Source organism: Pseudomonas uvaldensis, assembly GCF_021271205.1.
Classification (GTDB): Bacteria; Pseudomonadota; Gammaproteobacteria; order Pseudomonadales; family Pseudomonadaceae; genus Aquipseudomonas; species Aquipseudomonas uvaldensis.
On the sequence record NZ_JAIWKS010000005.1, the window covers coordinates 260,205 to 275,358 of the forward strand.

The following is a 15,154-nucleotide window of genomic DNA, read 5'->3' on the forward strand; positions in this document are numbered from 1 at the left end:
GACGGTCGCTGCATCGAGAACAACAATAATGTCTGCCGCATCAGAACGATTCGTCCCGGCTCCGGGCTTGGGCAACCCGCACCTGCAAACCTTGTGGGGACCGTTATGGCGCAAGACCCTCCCTATCGATCGCCAACGTGAACGCCTGTGGCTGGAGGACGGCGACTTCCTCGACCTCGACTGGCATGGCCCCCACAGGGCCGAGGTACCACTGGTACTGGTGCTTCACGGGCTGACCGGCTCTTCCAACTCGCCTTACGTGGCCGGGCTGCAACAGGCCCTCGGACGTCTGGGGTGGGCCAGTGTCGCGCTGAACTGGCGTGGCTGCTCTGGCGAGCCGAACCTGCTGCCTCGCAGCTATCACTCGGGTGTCAGCGAAGACCTCGCCGCCGCTATCGTCCATGTGCGAGCTCGACGGCCATTGGCGCCACTGTTTGCGGTGGGCTATTCGCTGGGGGGCAATGTGCTGCTCAAGCACCTGGGAGAGACCGGCAGTGACAGCCAGTTGCTGGGAGCGGTGGCGGTTTCCGTGCCGTTTCGCCTTGACCAGTGCGCCGACCGCATCGGTCAGGGCTTTTCCAGGTTTTATCAGGCGCACTTCATGCGGGAACTGGTCGCCTATGTGCGCAACAAACAACGCCAGTTCAAGCACGACGGGCGCCACGAAGGGTTGGCAGCGCTGTCGGCATTGGGCTCCCTGGAAAACATGCGCACGTTCTGGGACTTCGACGGCCGGGTGACAGCCCCCCTGCATGGCTTTTCCGACGCGTCGGATTACTACCGCCGCGCCTCCAGCCGGTATTTCATGGATGGGATCCGCACACCGACCCTGGTCATCCAGGCCGCCGACGATCCTTTCGTCTTTCCCCACAGCGTGCCTGAGCCCGGCGAATTGTCAGCTTCCACACGACTTGAGTTGCATGCCCAGGGCGGGCATGTGGGGTTTGTCGAGGGGACCCTGCGCAACCCCGGGTATTACCTGGAGCGGCGCATACCCCAGTGGTTGGCCAGCCTGGGCCTATGATCGATACTCGGTTCGCTCCCATATTGGTCCTGGGCTCAGCTGCTATTCCCCCGTCGCCACACTACGCTGCGGATCATTGATCCATTCGCTCCACGAGCCGGCGTATAACCGCCCTAACGGGTACCCCGCCAGGCATAAGGCGAACAGGTTGTGGCATGCCGTCACACCGGAGCCGCAATAAGCCACCAGCTCGGTCGGTGAACGCCCGCCGAGTTTTTCAGCGAAACGTTCCTTGAGCCGATCCGCCGGCAGGAAGCGTCCATCACCGCCCAGGTTGTCAGTGAACGCCGCGCACTGCGCCCCCGGAATGTGGCCGGCCACCGGATCGATTGGTTCGACCTCACCCTTGAATCGCGGCAACGCCCGGGCGTCCAGCAAGGTCATGTCCGAGCGACCGAGGCGTTGCTCAAGCTCTCGGGCACTGAGCAGCAGGGCCGCGTCCGGTGAACCGCTGAAGGCCCCGCGCTGAACAGCGGGTGGATCAAGGCTCAGGGGCAAACCGGCGGCATGCCAGGCCTTGAGCCCACCGTTGAGAATGTAGAGACCATCGCGCTTGCCCAGCCAGACCAGCAGCCACCAGGCCCGAGCGGCGTAGGCGCCGGGGCCGTCGTCATACAGCACGATATCGCTGTCGTGATTGATGCCCCAGGCCTGGAGGCGCTCGATCAAGGCGCCAGGCTCCGGCAACGGATGACGCCCGGTCACGCCCTTGGTCACCGGGCCGCTCAGGTCCCGTTCGAGGTCCGCGAACGAAGCCCCGGCGATATGACCCTCGGCGTAACTGCGCTGACCGTAATCCGGATCCTCCAGGGCAAAGCGACAGTCCAGAATCACCAAACCGGGCTGTGTCCTCCTTTGCTCAAGGGCTTGAGGGCTGATGAGTTGCGCGATGGGCATGCTGAAGCTCCTTTGACTGAATCGGGTCCGAATCCTACTGCCCTTCCTCCAGAGTCTGGGCCAAGGGGACATAATATTCCTTGAACAGTGCGTCCACCGCTTCGCGCGCCTCATCGGTCACGAAGCCGGCCTCCAGCACGAGTACCTGGTACACCCCGCGCTTGATGGCCTGTTCGCTCAAATGGCTGGAGTTTTCTCGCGTGGTACACAGAAACCGCACCCACGAGGTGAGGATGATCCAGGCGTTGAGCGTCAGGGACTCGATCTGTACCCGGTCCATCTTCAGGATGCCGGCGGCGACGAAACCTTCATAGATAGCAGTGCCGTGGATCAGGCAGCGCTGGGAAAACCGACGATAGCGGGCGGCAAGGTCCGGATCGCTGTCGAGCAGGTGTTCAAGGTCCCGATGCAGGAAGCGGTAGCTCCACATCGCCGACAGCAGTTCCTGCAGGTAGAAACGCTTGTCCTCCACCGTAGCCGCCCGGCCCTGGGGCGGTCGCAGGAAACTGTCCACCAGGTTTTCGTATTCGCTGAACAGCACGGCGATGATCGCCTGCTTGTTAGGGAAGTGGTAATAGAGATTGCCAGGGGACATGTCCATGTGGGCGGCAATGTGATTGGTGCTGACGCTGCGCTCGCCCTGCTGGTTGAACAGCTCGAGGCTGTTTTGCACGATGCGCTCGCTGGTTTTCATTCGTGTGGCCATGGCTTGGGCTTTACTTTGACGAAGGCATTGAACGGCATCTTACGATCTATCGTCTCCGGGACAAACCCAAAGCCGTCATGGATGTCATTTGACTTTTTAGAGCATAAGCTCTAAAAAACACCCACTCTAATAATAACCGGGGCCTGCCAATGTCTGCCGACATCGCTTTTCTGCACGAATCCCAACAGAACCTGGATGAGCTGCAGCCGCTCTTCGATGCCCAGCGCCAGGCCTACGCCGCTCATCCCTTGCCAACCGCCGCCCAACGCCGACAGTGGCTCAAGGCACTGCGGCAGATATTGAGCGACGAACGACAGGCCTTGATCGACGCCATCAGTCAGGATTTCAGCCACCGTAGCGCCGACGAAACGCTGCTGGCGGAGCTGATGCCAAGCCTGCATGGCATCCATTATGCGAGCCGGCATCTTCAGGGTTGGATGAAACCTTCCCGACGCAAGGTAGGCATGGCCTTCCAGCCCGCCTCGGCCAAAGTGGTGTATCAGCCATTGGGCGTGGTCGGGATCATCGTGCCCTGGAATTACCCCCTGTTTCTGGCTATCGGACCGTTGGTCGGAGCGCTGTCGGCGGGCAACCGGGTGATGCTCAAGCTCAGCGAGGCGACGCCGGCGACCGGGTTACTGCTCAAGCAATTGCTGGCCCGGGTGTTCCCCCAGGACTTGGTGTGCGTAGTGCTCGGCGAGGCTGACGTCGGCGTGGCATTTTCCAGGTTGCCGTTCGATCACCTGCTGTTCACCGGCGCCACCAGCATCGGCCGGCATGTGATGCGTGCCGCCGCCGACAACCTGACCCCCGTGACCCTCGAACTGGGCGGCAAATCACCGGCCATCGTATCCACCGACGTCCCCTTGAAGGACGCCGCCGAACGCATTGCCTTCGGCAAGATGCTCAACGCTGGACAAACCTGCGTCGCACCGGACTACGTATTGGTGCCGCAGAACCGAGTAGGTGAATTCGTCGAGGCGTATCGCGAAGCGGTTCGTGGGTTTTATCCGACCCTGACTGATAACCCGGACTACACCGCTATCATCAACGAACGACAGCTTGCACGGCTCAATGGCTACATCAGCGATGCCACCAGCAAGGGTGGTTTGCTGATCGAGCTGTTCGACCAGGGCCAGGGGCGGCGCATGGCCCACAGCCTGTTGCTCAATGTCAGCGACGACATGACCGTCATGCAGGACGAGATCTTCGGCCCGCTGCTACCCATCGTGCCCTATGAGCACCTGGACCAGGCGTTTGCCTACATCAATCAGCGGCCGCGTCCGTTGGCGCTCTACTATTTCGGCTACAACAAGGCCGAACAGAACCGCGTACTCAACGAGACCCATTCCGGCGGCGTCTGTCTGAACGACACACTGCTGCATGTGGCCCAGGATGACCTGCCATTCGGCGGCATCGGCGCCTCGGGGATGGGGCATTACCACGGACATGAGGGTTTCCTGACCTTCAGCAAGGCCAAGGGCGTGCTGACCAAACAGCGCTTCAACGCCGCCAGGTTGATTTACCCGCCTTACGGCAGACCGCTTCAGAAATTGATCCAGAAGCTGTTCATCCGCTAAAGCGCGTCTTGCCAGGTAATAACAATAATGAACCCAAGCCTGACCGATACACCCGCCCTGTCACGGCGCGGCCTGCTGAAATTCAGCGTCGGCGCCAGCCTTTTCCTGAGTGCCGTTGGCCTCGCCGGTTGCTCGCCAAGCCAACCGGGCCAGGGCCTGACGGCCGTGCGCGGCAGCGATCTGCCATTTCTGCGTGCCGTTATCCCTGTGATGCTGGACGGAGCGGTGGCCGTTGAGCAACTGCCCGCCGCTACGACTGCCACCCTGCAAAGCCTGGACACCGGCCTGGCTCATCTTTCCCCGGCCATGCTCAAACTCGTCCACCAACTGTTCGACGTGCTCACGCTGGGCATCACCCGAGGGCCACTCACCGGCGTCTGGGGCGCGTGGGAAAACGCCAGCGCCGATGACATCCGCCAGTTTCTCGATCGGTGGGAAAACAGCTCCCTGGACCTGCTGCGCCAGGGCCACGCCTCCTTGCTGCAAATGGTGATGATGGCCTGGTACAGCACGCCCGAGGCCTGGGCCCACTGCGGCTATCCGGGACCGCCTACCGTTTGAAAATTCAGGCAAACACCCTGTAGGAGCGGGCTTGCTCGCGAAAGCAGTGTGTCAGTCAATCTCAATATTGCTGATCCGCCGCATTCGCGAGCAAGCCCGGTTCCGCAAAGGGAGTCGGCGAAAATCCCTAAACGACAAGAGAATCTGAAATGCCCGTACCCGACCCGTTCCGCGAAGGCATGGCCCGCGGCTGGACCACCTACAACGGCGCGCAGTTGACCCAGGACCTGGTCCTGGAAGCGGATGTGGCGATTATCGGCAGCGGCGCGGGCGGCGGCACCACGGCGGAAATCCTCAGTGCCGCCGGCTACAAGGTCCTGCTGATCGAGGAAGGCCCGCTCAAGACCAGCAGCGACTTCAAGTTGCTCGAGGATCGAGCCTACACGAGCTTGTACCAGGAAGGCCTCGGGCGCATGAGCAAGGATGGGGCCATCACCATTCTTCAAGGGCGGGCGGTGGGCGGCACGACCTTGATCAACTGGACGTCCAGCTTTCGCACACCGGACCAGACCTTGGATCACTGGGCCTCGGCACACAGCGTCAAGGGGCACAGTCCCGCCGAAATGGCCCCCTGGTTCGAGCGCATGGAGCAGCGCCTGGGCGTGGCGCCATGGTTGATTCCGCCCAATGCCAACAATGACGTGATCCGCAAAGGCTGTGAACGGCTGGGCTACGATTGGCACGTCATCCCGCGCAACGTGCGGGGCTGCTGGAACCTGGGTTATTGCGGCATGGGCTGCCCCACCAATGCCAAGCAGTCCATGCTGGTGACGACCATTCCGGCCACGCTGGACAAGGGGGGCGCGTTGCTTTACCTGGCGCGGGCTGAACGCCTGACCCTACGCAATGATGCGGTTGTCGATCTGCAATGCGTGGCAATGGACGAACGCTGCGTGGCGCCGACCGGGCGGCGCATTACCGTCAAGGCGCGGCACTACGTACTGGCCGGCGGTGGCATCAACAGCCCGGCCTTGCTGTTGCGCTCCGATGCACCAGACCCACACCAGCGCTTGGGCAAGCGTACCTTCCTGCATTTGGTGAACATCTCGGTCGGGCAGTTCGACGACGTCATCAATCCGTTCTACGGGGCGCCGCAGTCGGTCTATTCGGATCATTTCCAATGGCAGGACGGGACCACCGGAAAAATGTCCTACAAGCTTGAGGTCCCTCCCTTGCATCCCGCTCTTGCCGCCACGTTGCTGGGCGGCTTCGGCCAGGAGAATGCCGGGTATATGGCGCAACTGCCTCACACCCATGCGATGCTGGCCTTGCTGCGTGACGGTTTTCATCCGGACAGCCGTGGCGGCAGCGTTGAATTGCGCAGCGACGGCACGCCGGTGCTCGATTATCCGGTATCGCCCTACGCATGGGACGGTGTGCGACGGGCGTTCCACAGCATGGCCGAAATCCAGTTCGCCGCAGGCGCCCGGGCGGTCATGCCGGTGCACAGCGATGCGCGTTACGTAAAAACCCTGGCCGAAGCCCGGACGCTGATCGATGAATTGGACCTTTCCTTGTTCCGCACCCGCCTGAGCAGCGCGCATGTCATGGGCGGTTGTGCCATGGGGGAAGATCCCAGAATGGCCGTGACCGACAGTCTTGGCCGTCATCATCAACTGAGTAACCTGTCGATCCACGACGGTTCGCTGTTCCCCACCAGCATTGGCGCCAATCCGCAGTTATCGGTGTATGGCCTGACGGCACAACTGGCGAATTCGCTGGCCGAACGGCTAAAAAACTCATGAATACCCGGATGATTCGTACCGTCTATAGTGCTTTCTTATCCCACAGCCGACTTGGCCGACCGAGTAGGCTGCGATACCATCCGACTCCCCAACGGACTCCCGCCAGGACGACGCGATGAACCGAGTGTTGTACCCAGGTACCTTCGACCCTATTACCAAGGGCCATGGCGATCTGGTCGAACGCGCCTCGCGCCTGTTCGATCATGTGATCATTGCCGTCGCCGCCAGCCCGAAGAAAAACCCGCTGTTCCCCCTGGAACAACGCGTGGAACTGGCCCGCGAGGTCACCAGGCACCTGCCCAACGTGGAAGTGGTCGGCTTCTCGACCCTGCTGGCGCAATTCGCCAAGGAAAAGAACGCCAACGTGTTCCTGCGTGGGCTACGTGCCGTCTCGGATTTCGAATACGAATTCCAGCTGGCCAACATGAACCGTCAGTTGGCGCCTGACGTGGAAAGTCTTTTCCTGACGCCGTCGGAGCGCTACTCGTTCATTTCGTCGACTCTGGTGCGGGAAATTGCAGCCCTGGGCGGCGATATCAGCAAATTCGTCCACCCGGTCGTTGCCGATGCGCTGACTCAGCGCTTCAAGAAGTAGCCCGCCGGCTGCGACCCGCTTCGCAGCCGCATCCTTGCCCCATGGTGCAGTCTATCGCGCCCGCGTGCACTGAGCCCGCCAATGCGGCACAATTGAGCACATCCGTTTTCAGATGCCCGGGCCCAACTCCCCGGCAGGAGCTTGCATGTCCCTGATCATCACCGACGATTGCATCAACTGCGACGTCTGCGAACCCGAGTGCCCGAACGAAGCGATTTCCCAAGGCGAAGAGATCTACGTTATCGATCCGAATCTGTGCACCCAGTGCGTCGGCCATTACGACGAACCCCAGTGCCAACAGGTCTGCCCGGTGGATTGCATCCCACTGGACGAAGCCCATCCGGAAACCGAAGAGCAGTTGATGGCCAAGTACCGCAGGATTACGGGCAAGGCTTGAGCCAGAAGGTTCTGTAGCGCCTGTATTGGCCCTATCGCGAGCAGGCTTGCTCCCACAGGGATCTGCAGTGTCTGCAAAAATTGTGTCCTGAGCAGCTCTCCTGTGGGAGCGAGCCTGCTCGCGATGAGGCCATCAGCCATACCACGAAGCCAATGGCCTTCACTCCTGCCGCTCAAACCCCTCTCCAATACACCCCAGACACCGCACGAACGTGGCCTTGGCCGGGTCCACAACCAATGCCTTCCCCGCATCGCCAACCCCACCACCCAGCGCGGTAAAGGGCAACGACACCACGAATGCACCGGCCCCGATCACGGTGGCGGCGAGCAGGAGCGGGCGGGCGATCAGCAGATCGCCGATCATGGCGTAGGCCGGCGGATTCTGGATGGTGTAGCGCGGATCACCGCTGCCGGTGTTCGCCAGCGCAGGCAAACCGACACTCAGCAGCAGCGCAAGAACGACGGGGCGAAGCAGATTCATGGGTCGGTCCTTCGGCTAGACAGTATGACTACTGACTATAGACCGTAGGAGGAATCACCTCTGACAGCGGGGACACCAGACACTCGCACGCTGGCCCAGCCGAATTTCCCGCAGCCCCGTTCCACAAACCTTGCACAGCTCACCGCCCCGGCCATACACGAACAGTTCCTGCTGGAAATACCCGGGCTGGCCATCGCCCCCGATAAAGTCCCGCAACGTGGTGCCGCCGCGTTCGATGGCATGGGCAAGGATGCGCTTGATCTCGATGGCCAGTTTCAGATACCGGACCCGGGAAATACCCCCGGCCTCCCGGCGCGGATCGATCCCGGCGGCGAACAGCGCTTCGGTTGCATAAATGTTGCCCACGCCTACCACCACCGCGTTATCCATGATGAACGGCTTGACCGCCATGGAACGTCCACGGGAAAGCTGGAACAGGCGTTCGCCATCGAACAGATCGGTCAGCGGCTCCGGCCCGAGGCGGATCAGCAGTTCGTGGTTGAGCGGATCAAGGCTCCAAAGCATCGCCCCGAAACGTCGAGGATCGGTGTAGCGCAAGGCCAGGCCGGACTCCAGCTCGATGTCCACATGCTCGTGCTTGCCAGCCGGCATCCCCACCTCCACCAAACGCAGATTGCCGGACATGCCCAGGTGGCTGATCAATGTGCCCACCTGGGCATTGATCAGCAGGTACTTGGCGCGCCGCTCCACTTGCACGATCCGCTGGCCCGATAGCCGCACATCGAGGTCTTCCGGAATCGGCCAGCGCAGGCGACGGTCACGCACAATCACGCGGCTAACCCGCTGTCCTTCAAGGTGTGGCGCAATCCCGCGACGGGTGGTTTCGACTTCCGGCAGTTCTGGCATGGCGTTCTCTAAATGAGCGATGTTCGGTGCTATCGGGTTTCAGCGAGTGGCAAGGTCGCGGATTTCCTGTTTCTGAGTCTGGAAGTCATATTCCGACAAGCCGATGTAATCGAGCACCAGCTCGCCGACACACGCCCATTCGTGGTCCTCGGCCTGGTTGCCCAGCACCCGGTATGACGCACAGATGTGTTCGGACATCTTCAGGATCGCCAGCAAGTTTTTCAGTTGACTGTTGTTGCGTGAAGACTCGTCGCTGAAAATCGCCAGGGCGTTATGGTGGTTGGCGATGGCCTGGCTGACGTGGTCCGGCAAGCGCCATGACTTGGAGGTGTAGTAACCGACCACCGCATGGTTGGTATTGAACAAACGGTTCTCGGTGTCCACTACCCGGCAGTCGGCACTGGCACTGGCATATGCCTCCTCCAGCACGCTCATGTAATTGGGGAACTGCTTGAGCATCAAGGGCACGCCGCAATCATGGAACAACCCCAGGGCATAGGCTTCGTCGCCATTCTCCAGGCCGACCCGCTTGGCCAGGGTCAGGCAGGTCATTGCCACATCCTGGGCCGTATCCCAGAAACGGTTAAGGGTGACAATGGTGTCGTCGTGCAACTCGCCCTTGATCGATTGCGCGTTGATCAGGTTGATGATCGAGCGACTGCCCAATAGATTCACAGCGCGCTGGATCGAGGTGATCTTGTTACGCAAACCGTAATACGGCGAGTTGACGATTTTCAACAAGGCCCCGGAAAGACCGGGGTCATGGGAAATCAGCTTGGCGATGGTCTCCAGGTCCGGGTCGGGCATGTACTGCTCCATCTGCAGATCCACCATGATCTGCGGCTGGGGCGGAACGCTGATGCCTTGCAGGGCTTGTTGGATCTGTTCGGCGGAAAGCTCTTTGGACATGGCTGCACATACTCTGGGACAGGCGGGGATTCTAACCCTTAAGGACGGGTCCGACACGCCGCCGGGGCGGATCGGGAAAACTTTCACTCAGGCACTCCCCTAGTTCGGCCGCTCACCTGCCCGGCTTGAGGAAATTTTGCCCGGAGCCCTGACACGCCCCCCTGTGGGAGCAAGGCTTGTCAGGAGGAGGACGTCCCCCGCGTTTCATCGCCCACCGAGCCCGCCTGTCACCGCGACGCGGTATACTCCCGCTCTTTTTTTCCGGAGCGACCTCATGTCCCTGCCCAGCCTGCGCCTCAAAGCCAATGCCGACCGCCGCCTGCGCGCCGGTCATCTGTGGGTCTACAGTAACGAAATCGACGTAGCCGCCACGCCGCTGCACGGTTTCAAGGCCGGCGACCAGGCGATCCTCGAGGCCGCCGGTGGCAAACCGTTGGGCGTTGTCGCAATGAGCCCGAACAACCTCATCTGCGCACGCCTGCTGTCGCGCGATGCGAAGTTGCCACTGGACAAATCCCTGCTGGTACACCGCCTCAACGTGGCGCTGTCCCTGCGTGAGCGGTTGTTCGACAAACCGTTCTATCGTCTGGTCTACGGCGATTCGGATCTGTTGCCGGGCCTGGTAGTCGACCGCTTCGGCGACATCCTCGTGGTACAGATCGCATCTGCCGTCATGGAAGCTCACAAAGACGACGTTATCGCCGCTCTTACCCAGGTGCTCAAGCCCAGCGGCATCCTGTTCAAGAACGATTCCGCCGCCCGTGACGCCGAGGGCCTGGAACGCTACGTCGAAACGGTCTTCGGCCTGGTGCCTGAATGGGTAGCCCTGGAAGAGAACGGCGTGAAATTCGAAGCGCCGGTCATGGAAGGCCAGAAAACCGGCTGGTTCTACGATCACCGCATGAATCGCGCACGCTTGGCGCCCTATGCCAAGGGCAAACGCGTGCTGGACCTGTTCAGCTACATTGGCGGGTGGGGCGTGCAAGCCGCGGCATTCGGCGCCAGTGAAGTGTTCTGCGTCGACGCTTCGGGCTTCGCCCTCGACGGTGTCGAGCGCAACGCGGCACTTAATGGCTTCGCCGAGAAGCTGACCTGCATCGAAGGCGACGTGTTCGAAGCCCTGAAGGAGCTCAAGGCCAGTGAAGAACGTTTCGACGTGATCGTCGCCGACCCTCCGGCCTTCATCAAGCGCAAGAAAGACCTCAAGAACGGCGAAGGCGCCTATCGCCGCCTCAACGAACAAGCCATGCGCCTGCTCACCAAGGACGGCATCCTGGTCAGCGCTTCGTGCTCGATGCACCTGCCTGAGGATGATCTGCAGAACATCCTGCTGACCAGTGCCCGCCATTTGGACCGCAACATCCAGCTGCTTGAACGCGGCGGCCAGGGACCAGACCACCCGGTACACCCTGCCATTGCCGAAACCCGCTACATCAAGAGCATCATCTGCCGGCTGTTGCCCAACAGTTGAGTTTCACGACGGGGCCGACGCTTCGGCTCCGCACTCGCGCACATTCCAATCGCAGCCCAGGCTGCGATTTTTTTGTCTGAAAAATCATTTTATGCCGTCGTTAATAACGACACCCATAAATTCTGTACGAACTCTCCCACATTATTACTGGAGCTTTCCTACTCAATATCCGCTTGCCAATCATTCATTAAAAATCAATTATTCAAGCGTCACTTCGAAAGTGATTCCACTGAAACACAACACTTATCAAAAACAAAGGAGCTGTATCATGAAAGCAATCAATCTGGAAGCTGACAAAATCGCAAACCTGGCCGGCCTGGTTGTTCCAAAAGCCGTCGCCAAATAAGTACGTAAGCGGGTAGAAGCAGGGCCGGGGAACGCCGGCGCCCTGGCCCTGTCCTGGCCCTTCGTATAAGCGGAATCAGTCCCCATGCATATAAACCCTTGCCTGTTCATCCTTGCCCGCCCCCCCCATCAGGTCGTCTGGAACTATGAACAACATACTCAATTCGAACTGGAACTTGATTACTCGACACGGCTTGCAGAACTCATACAAGCCCCCACTAAATTCGATATTCACAACGCCATCGACATGGACCTTCTGAAGGCCGATATCATTATCGAAAAAGAAAGAGAGCCCGCTCATTGGAAGTGGGATGAACTCTCCAGAATCTTTCATCTCGGCACGAAAAACATTCCGTACGCAAACATTCCTCAAGATGTAAATGAATGGGCGAACCTGTATCTGCAACATTGCGACGAAGTGCTGTCTTCGCCCAGGCCTCCCGCCAGGATCAAACATGATTCCGCCGCCCGAGTGGCCCTGTCGCCCCCTCTACTGACCGACTTGCAGCACGCTTCGCTGGCGCGAGCCCTGATCGACCGACAAACGTCGCGTTCATTCCACGAACAGCCAGTATCCATCGAGCAAGTCAGCACACTGCTGTACCTGACCCTGGGTTACCTGAACGAACGCCAGGGCGCCCGTGAGGGTGCCTGTCCGGAATCATTGGGCGCCAGACGCAGCAGCCCATCAGGGGGCGGCCTGAATGCCTGCGAGGGTTACCTTTACGTCCGCAACGTGACCGGGCTGACACCGGGCCTCTATGCCTATCATCCTGACGAACACGCCTTGAGCCTGATCGGCCCCCTGCCGGATGCGCCCTTGGGTCGAATGCTTTGCGGCCAGCACTTCATAAACCCCTTGCCGTTCGGGTTGTTCATCACCTCGCGCTTCGACAAGCTCTGGTGGAAATACGAGCACTCCCGCGCCTACCGCATGGCTTTCGTCGAAACGGGCCATGTTTCCCAGACGTTCCTGATGGTCGCTACTGCCCTCGGTCTAGACACCTGGCTGACCGGGGCGCTGAGCGACCAAGAGGTCGAGCGGCTGCTGGGGCTCGAGGACTCCTGCGAACAACCCCTGTTTTTTGTCGGCTGCGGCCATGGCGACGGACAGGTGCACTGCAAAGAGCTGATGGCCCTGATCGAACGCCAGGATGCTGCGTCATGACCGGCGCCACCTTCATGCAGTTGCCGCGCTACACCTTGGGCGATTGGGACAACAAGGCTGCGGTGCGCACCCGTCGGGATCACTACCGTCTGCCCGACGACCTGGAGCAGCAACTTTCAACCCGGGACTGGTTTCCGCCAGCCTTCATTCCCTATGTCGAACATCCATTTGTCCACCACGCAGGCCGCGCCGTCGCCCAGCGTCTGGCGGCTAATCACCTGGTGTACTTCCTCGACTACACGACGTTGCTCGAACACCGGGTCGTCAATCGCTCGGTCGAGACCATCGTGCATGGTGAACTGGCCGTGCCTGTCCCACGACAGATGAAAACCGCGGCCCTGCAGCTTTATACCGACGAGGGCTACCACGCACTTTTTTCCAATGAGATGGCCGAGCAGATCGCAGCCCTCTACGGTATCGAGGATCGCCAACCGCCCAGGCGCATCAATCGGCTATTGGCCATGATCGAAGACACTTCCCCTACGGACCGTCCCCTGGCCTGGTTCCTGCTGGGGTTCGTTTCCGAAACGATCATTGCCAGGGAGCTGCTCGCCGTTACCCGCCATACCCTGGTTTGCACGGTGTACCGGATGCTCAGGAACCACCTCGAAGACGAGGCGCGCCACAGCCGCTACTTCAGTCAGGTGTTCCAGTACCTGTGGTCAGCCCTGGACGCCACGCAACGCGACCTCGCCGCCGGGATGCTGCTGCGTATCATCGGGCTCTATTTCGAGCCGGACGAGCCCTGGCTGTTGCGCAGCCTCGCCAGCGCCGGCTTCGAGGAACAATCCTCACGACAGATCATTTCCGCTCTTCTGCAGCCAGGTGCTCATGCCCAGCGTGTTCGTTCCGGCGCGGTATCGACGTTTACCGCCATGAGCAACGCACGCTTCTTCGATAACGACCACTACCGGATGGTTTTCACCCAAGCGGGGTTCATCAATGGCTGATACCAGGCGTACACCCCACCCCCATAAGCCAGCCGCCGTCGGTTTACTGCTCACGCTGACCTTGCTCGGCGTGTTCCCGATCGATGTGGTACTGCCCTCGTTCCCTGCGCTATCCGAGCACTTCGGGCACTCATCGTCCGACATCGCCCTGTCCGTCAGTCTGTTCGCGGTGGGCATCGCCCTCTCGCAACTGCTGGTGGGCCCTCTCTCCGACGCCCTGGGCCGCAAAGCCCTGTTGCTGGTTGGCATCACGGTCGCGGCGATGGGGGCGATCGGGTGCGTCATAGCCGATAGCTACGGGTTCTTTCTGTTTTTCCGAGTCGTCCAGGCACTGGGGTGCGGCTGTTTTGTCCTTTCCCAAGCCTTGATCCAGGACCTCTTTGACGGAAGGGAACAGCAACGACTGCGAATATTCCTGGTGACCTGCGGCGGTATATTCATTTCGGTTTCTCCCTTGGCCGGCACCGGACTGCAAAGCTGGATGGGCTGGCAGGGCAGCTTCCTGGTATTCATCGCCCTGGCAATCGGGGCATTTACAGGGGCCTGTCTTTTACTTCCGTCCTCTGCGACGGCCCCGCCTGTGGAACACCTGAACTTCATCGAGGCGTATCGAAAGGTCTGCAGTGACTTCAGCTTCATGGCCTATTGGCTGACCTCTGCGCTGGCTTTTTCCTGTCACTTTTCCTTCATCGTCATCTCGCCACTGGTTTTCATCGATCAGTTGAAGCTTTCGCCCGAGGCATTTTCGCTGACCCTGCTGGGCTACGGCCTGGCCTATATTGGCGGTGGAGCAATGGCAACCGTGTTGAGCAACCGGATCGACTCGCAGACACAAATCGTCTCCGGCCTGGGTCTGATCCTGACGGCGGGGATACTGATGTTCGGACTCGCCAGTCAGTTGGGCCTGTCCATCGCCACCTTGCTGCTGCCCATGATTGTTTGCACCGCCGGAACCACCATTGCCCGCGCCGCCGCCCACACCCGGGCCATGAACCTGTTTCCCGAGCAGGCCGGTACGTCGGCATCGGCCGGCAGCGTACTGATTTTCATCGTCGGCGGGATGACCAGCGCCACGATCAGCCTCACCCCGCTGGACCTTCAAACCACGTTGGCCCTTTGCCTGATATTGCTCAGCCTCCTGGGGCTGGCGCTCAATGGCCTGGTCCGGCATCGCCACAAAGTTCTGTTGCCCGGTTGAACGCCCCCCTTGTCGTTCCGCGCGGCATTGGCAGCCGTTCAGCGATTTGCGTCATTTCATCCTGACGCCAGCGGTGTAGAATCAGGGCATTCATCGCCATTCATCCCCGGCGGGTTTATGAGCTCATGCTGAGGCGCGCAGTGATCCTGCAAAGTCATCGGTCGCTTCTGGACACACAGCCACTCTCGAGTGCTCCAGACATCAACAGAAGCTCACTTCCCATTGATACCTGATTTGTACCTGATTAGCCGCCCGGAGTGT

Annotated in this window: 15 protein-coding genes; 10 read left to right on the forward strand and 5 right to left on the reverse strand. The window is 60.5% G+C overall.

The window, feature by feature from the left end; genetic code table 11:
- Positions 1–28: 28 nt before the first annotated feature.
- The gene (locus tag LCU97_RS13550) at positions 29–1,024 is read left to right on the forward strand and encodes a hydrolase (RefSeq protein ID WP_232776775.1); all 996 of its coding nucleotides are present in this window, start codon (positions 29–31) and stop codon (positions 1,022–1,024) included.
- Between the two features lie 42 nt (positions 1,025–1,066).
- Here LCU97_RS13550 and LCU97_RS13555 read toward each other — a convergent pair whose 3' ends face one another.
- Positions 1,067–1,921 carry a sulfurtransferase gene (locus LCU97_RS13555; RefSeq protein WP_232776778.1) on the reverse strand — a complete coding sequence of 285 codons (855 nt, stop codon included), beginning with the start codon at positions 1,919–1,921 and terminating at the stop codon, positions 1,067–1,069.
- Between the two features lie 34 nt (positions 1,922–1,955).
- On the reverse strand, positions 1,956–2,627 hold the full coding sequence (locus tag LCU97_RS13560) for a TetR/AcrR family transcriptional regulator (RefSeq protein WP_053148287.1): 672 nt from the start codon (positions 2,625–2,627) through the stop codon (positions 1,956–1,958).
- Positions 2,628–2,776: 149 nt separating this feature from the next.
- Between LCU97_RS13560 and LCU97_RS13565 the strand changes: the two genes are divergently transcribed.
- From LCU97_RS13565 to LCU97_RS13585, 5 genes are all read left to right on the forward strand, one after another.
- The gene (locus LCU97_RS13565; protein ID WP_232776780.1) at positions 2,777–4,207 is read left to right on the forward strand and encodes a coniferyl aldehyde dehydrogenase; all 1,431 of its coding nucleotides are present in this window, start codon (positions 2,777–2,779) and stop codon (positions 4,205–4,207) included.
- 27 nt (positions 4,208–4,234) lie between these two features.
- Complete coding sequence (locus LCU97_RS13570) at positions 4,235–4,768, forward strand: hypothetical protein (RefSeq protein ID WP_053148291.1); 534 nt, start codon at positions 4,235–4,237, stop codon at positions 4,766–4,768.
- Between the two features lie 149 nt (positions 4,769–4,917).
- Positions 4,918–6,513: a GMC family oxidoreductase gene (locus LCU97_RS13575; RefSeq protein ID WP_232776783.1), complete on the forward strand. Its 1,596-nt coding sequence runs from the start codon at positions 4,918–4,920 to the stop codon at positions 6,511–6,513.
- A 115-nt stretch (positions 6,514–6,628) separates the two neighbouring features.
- A complete protein-coding gene (coaD, locus tag LCU97_RS13580) occupies positions 6,629–7,108 on the forward strand; it encodes a pantetheine-phosphate adenylyltransferase (RefSeq protein WP_053148295.1) in 480 nt (159 codons plus the stop codon).
- 145 nt (positions 7,109–7,253) lie between these two features.
- The gene (locus LCU97_RS13585; protein WP_009683359.1) at positions 7,254–7,505 is read left to right on the forward strand and encodes a YfhL family 4Fe-4S dicluster ferredoxin; all 252 of its coding nucleotides are present in this window, start codon (positions 7,254–7,256) and stop codon (positions 7,503–7,505) included.
- Between the two features lie 159 nt (positions 7,506–7,664).
- Here LCU97_RS13585 and LCU97_RS13590 read toward each other — a convergent pair whose 3' ends face one another.
- The 3 genes from LCU97_RS13590 to LCU97_RS13600 are packed head-to-tail and all read right to left on the reverse strand — an operon-like array spanning position 7,665 to position 9,761.
- A complete protein-coding gene (locus LCU97_RS13590; protein ID WP_053148297.1) occupies positions 7,665–7,985 on the reverse strand; it encodes a hypothetical protein in 321 nt (106 codons plus the stop codon).
- 54 nt (positions 7,986–8,039) lie between these two features.
- The gene (gene mutM, locus LCU97_RS13595) at positions 8,040–8,852 is read right to left on the reverse strand and encodes a bifunctional DNA-formamidopyrimidine glycosylase/DNA-(apurinic or apyrimidinic site) lyase (RefSeq protein WP_053148299.1); all 813 of its coding nucleotides are present in this window, start codon (positions 8,850–8,852) and stop codon (positions 8,040–8,042) included.
- Positions 8,853–8,891: 39 nt separating this feature from the next.
- On the reverse strand, positions 8,892–9,761 hold the full coding sequence (locus LCU97_RS13600; protein WP_053148301.1) for an HDOD domain-containing protein: 870 nt from the start codon (positions 9,759–9,761) through the stop codon (positions 8,892–8,894).
- A gap of 274 nt (positions 9,762–10,035) precedes the next feature.
- On the opposite strand from LCU97_RS13600, the gene LCU97_RS13605 reads away from it, so the two are divergent.
- The 4 genes from LCU97_RS13605 to LCU97_RS13620 all read left to right on the forward strand — a co-directional run bounded on the left by LCU97_RS13605 (position 10,036) and on the right by LCU97_RS13620 (position 14,893).
- Positions 10,036–11,232 carry a class I SAM-dependent rRNA methyltransferase gene (locus LCU97_RS13605; protein WP_232776786.1) on the forward strand — a complete coding sequence of 399 codons (1,197 nt, stop codon included), beginning with the start codon at positions 10,036–10,038 and terminating at the stop codon, positions 11,230–11,232.
- A gap of 430 nt (positions 11,233–11,662) precedes the next feature.
- A complete protein-coding gene (locus tag LCU97_RS13610; RefSeq protein ID WP_232776789.1) occupies positions 11,663–12,745 on the forward strand; it encodes a SagB family peptide dehydrogenase in 1,083 nt (360 codons plus the stop codon).
- A complete protein-coding gene (locus tag LCU97_RS13615) occupies positions 12,742–13,695 on the forward strand; it encodes a diiron oxygenase (protein WP_053148307.1) in 954 nt (317 codons plus the stop codon). Before LCU97_RS13610 ends, LCU97_RS13615 begins: the two co-directional genes overlap by 4 nt.
- Positions 13,688–14,893, forward strand: a complete 1,206-nt coding sequence (locus LCU97_RS13620; protein ID WP_053148309.1) for an MFS transporter — start codon at positions 13,688–13,690, stop codon at positions 14,891–14,893. Before LCU97_RS13615 ends, LCU97_RS13620 begins: the two co-directional genes overlap by 8 nt.
- The last annotated feature ends 261 nt before the right edge of the window (positions 14,894–15,154 follow it).

Excerpts from the sequence above, each read along its gene's own strand:
- LCU97_RS13550 (WP_232776775.1), top strand. The coding sequence starts at position 29 with ATGTCTGCCGCATCAGAACGATTCGTCCCGGCTCCGGGCTTGGGCAAC.
- LCU97_RS13555 (WP_232776778.1), bottom strand. The coding sequence starts at position 1,921 with ATGCCCATCGCGCAACTCATCAGCCCTCAAGCCCTTGAGCAAAGGAGG.
- LCU97_RS13560 (WP_053148287.1), bottom strand. The coding sequence starts at position 2,627 with ATGGCCACACGAATGAAAACCAGCGAGCGCATCGTGCAAAACAGCCTC.
- LCU97_RS13565 (WP_232776780.1), top strand. The coding sequence starts at position 2,777 with ATGTCTGCCGACATCGCTTTTCTGCACGAATCCCAACAGAACCTGGAT.
- LCU97_RS13570 (WP_053148291.1), top strand. The coding sequence starts at position 4,235 with ATGAACCCAAGCCTGACCGATACACCCGCCCTGTCACGGCGCGGCCTG.
- LCU97_RS13575 (WP_232776783.1), top strand. The coding sequence starts at position 4,918 with ATGCCCGTACCCGACCCGTTCCGCGAAGGCATGGCCCGCGGCTGGACC.
- coaD (WP_053148295.1), top strand. The coding sequence starts at position 6,629 with ATGAACCGAGTGTTGTACCCAGGTACCTTCGACCCTATTACCAAGGGC.
- LCU97_RS13585 (WP_009683359.1), top strand. The coding sequence starts at position 7,254 with ATGTCCCTGATCATCACCGACGATTGCATCAACTGCGACGTCTGCGAA.
- LCU97_RS13590 (WP_053148297.1), bottom strand. The coding sequence starts at position 7,985 with ATGAATCTGCTTCGCCCCGTCGTTCTTGCGCTGCTGCTGAGTGTCGGT.
- mutM (WP_053148299.1), bottom strand. The coding sequence starts at position 8,852 with ATGCCAGAACTGCCGGAAGTCGAAACCACCCGTCGCGGGATTGCGCCA.
- LCU97_RS13600 (WP_053148301.1), bottom strand. The coding sequence starts at position 9,761 with ATGTCCAAAGAGCTTTCCGCCGAACAGATCCAACAAGCCCTGCAAGGC.
- LCU97_RS13605 (WP_232776786.1), top strand. The coding sequence starts at position 10,036 with ATGTCCCTGCCCAGCCTGCGCCTCAAAGCCAATGCCGACCGCCGCCTG.
- LCU97_RS13610 (WP_232776789.1), top strand. The coding sequence starts at position 11,663 with ATGCATATAAACCCTTGCCTGTTCATCCTTGCCCGCCCCCCCCATCAG.
- LCU97_RS13615 (WP_053148307.1), top strand. The coding sequence starts at position 12,742 with ATGACCGGCGCCACCTTCATGCAGTTGCCGCGCTACACCTTGGGCGAT.
- LCU97_RS13620 (WP_053148309.1), top strand. The coding sequence starts at position 13,688 with ATGGCTGATACCAGGCGTACACCCCACCCCCATAAGCCAGCCGCCGTC.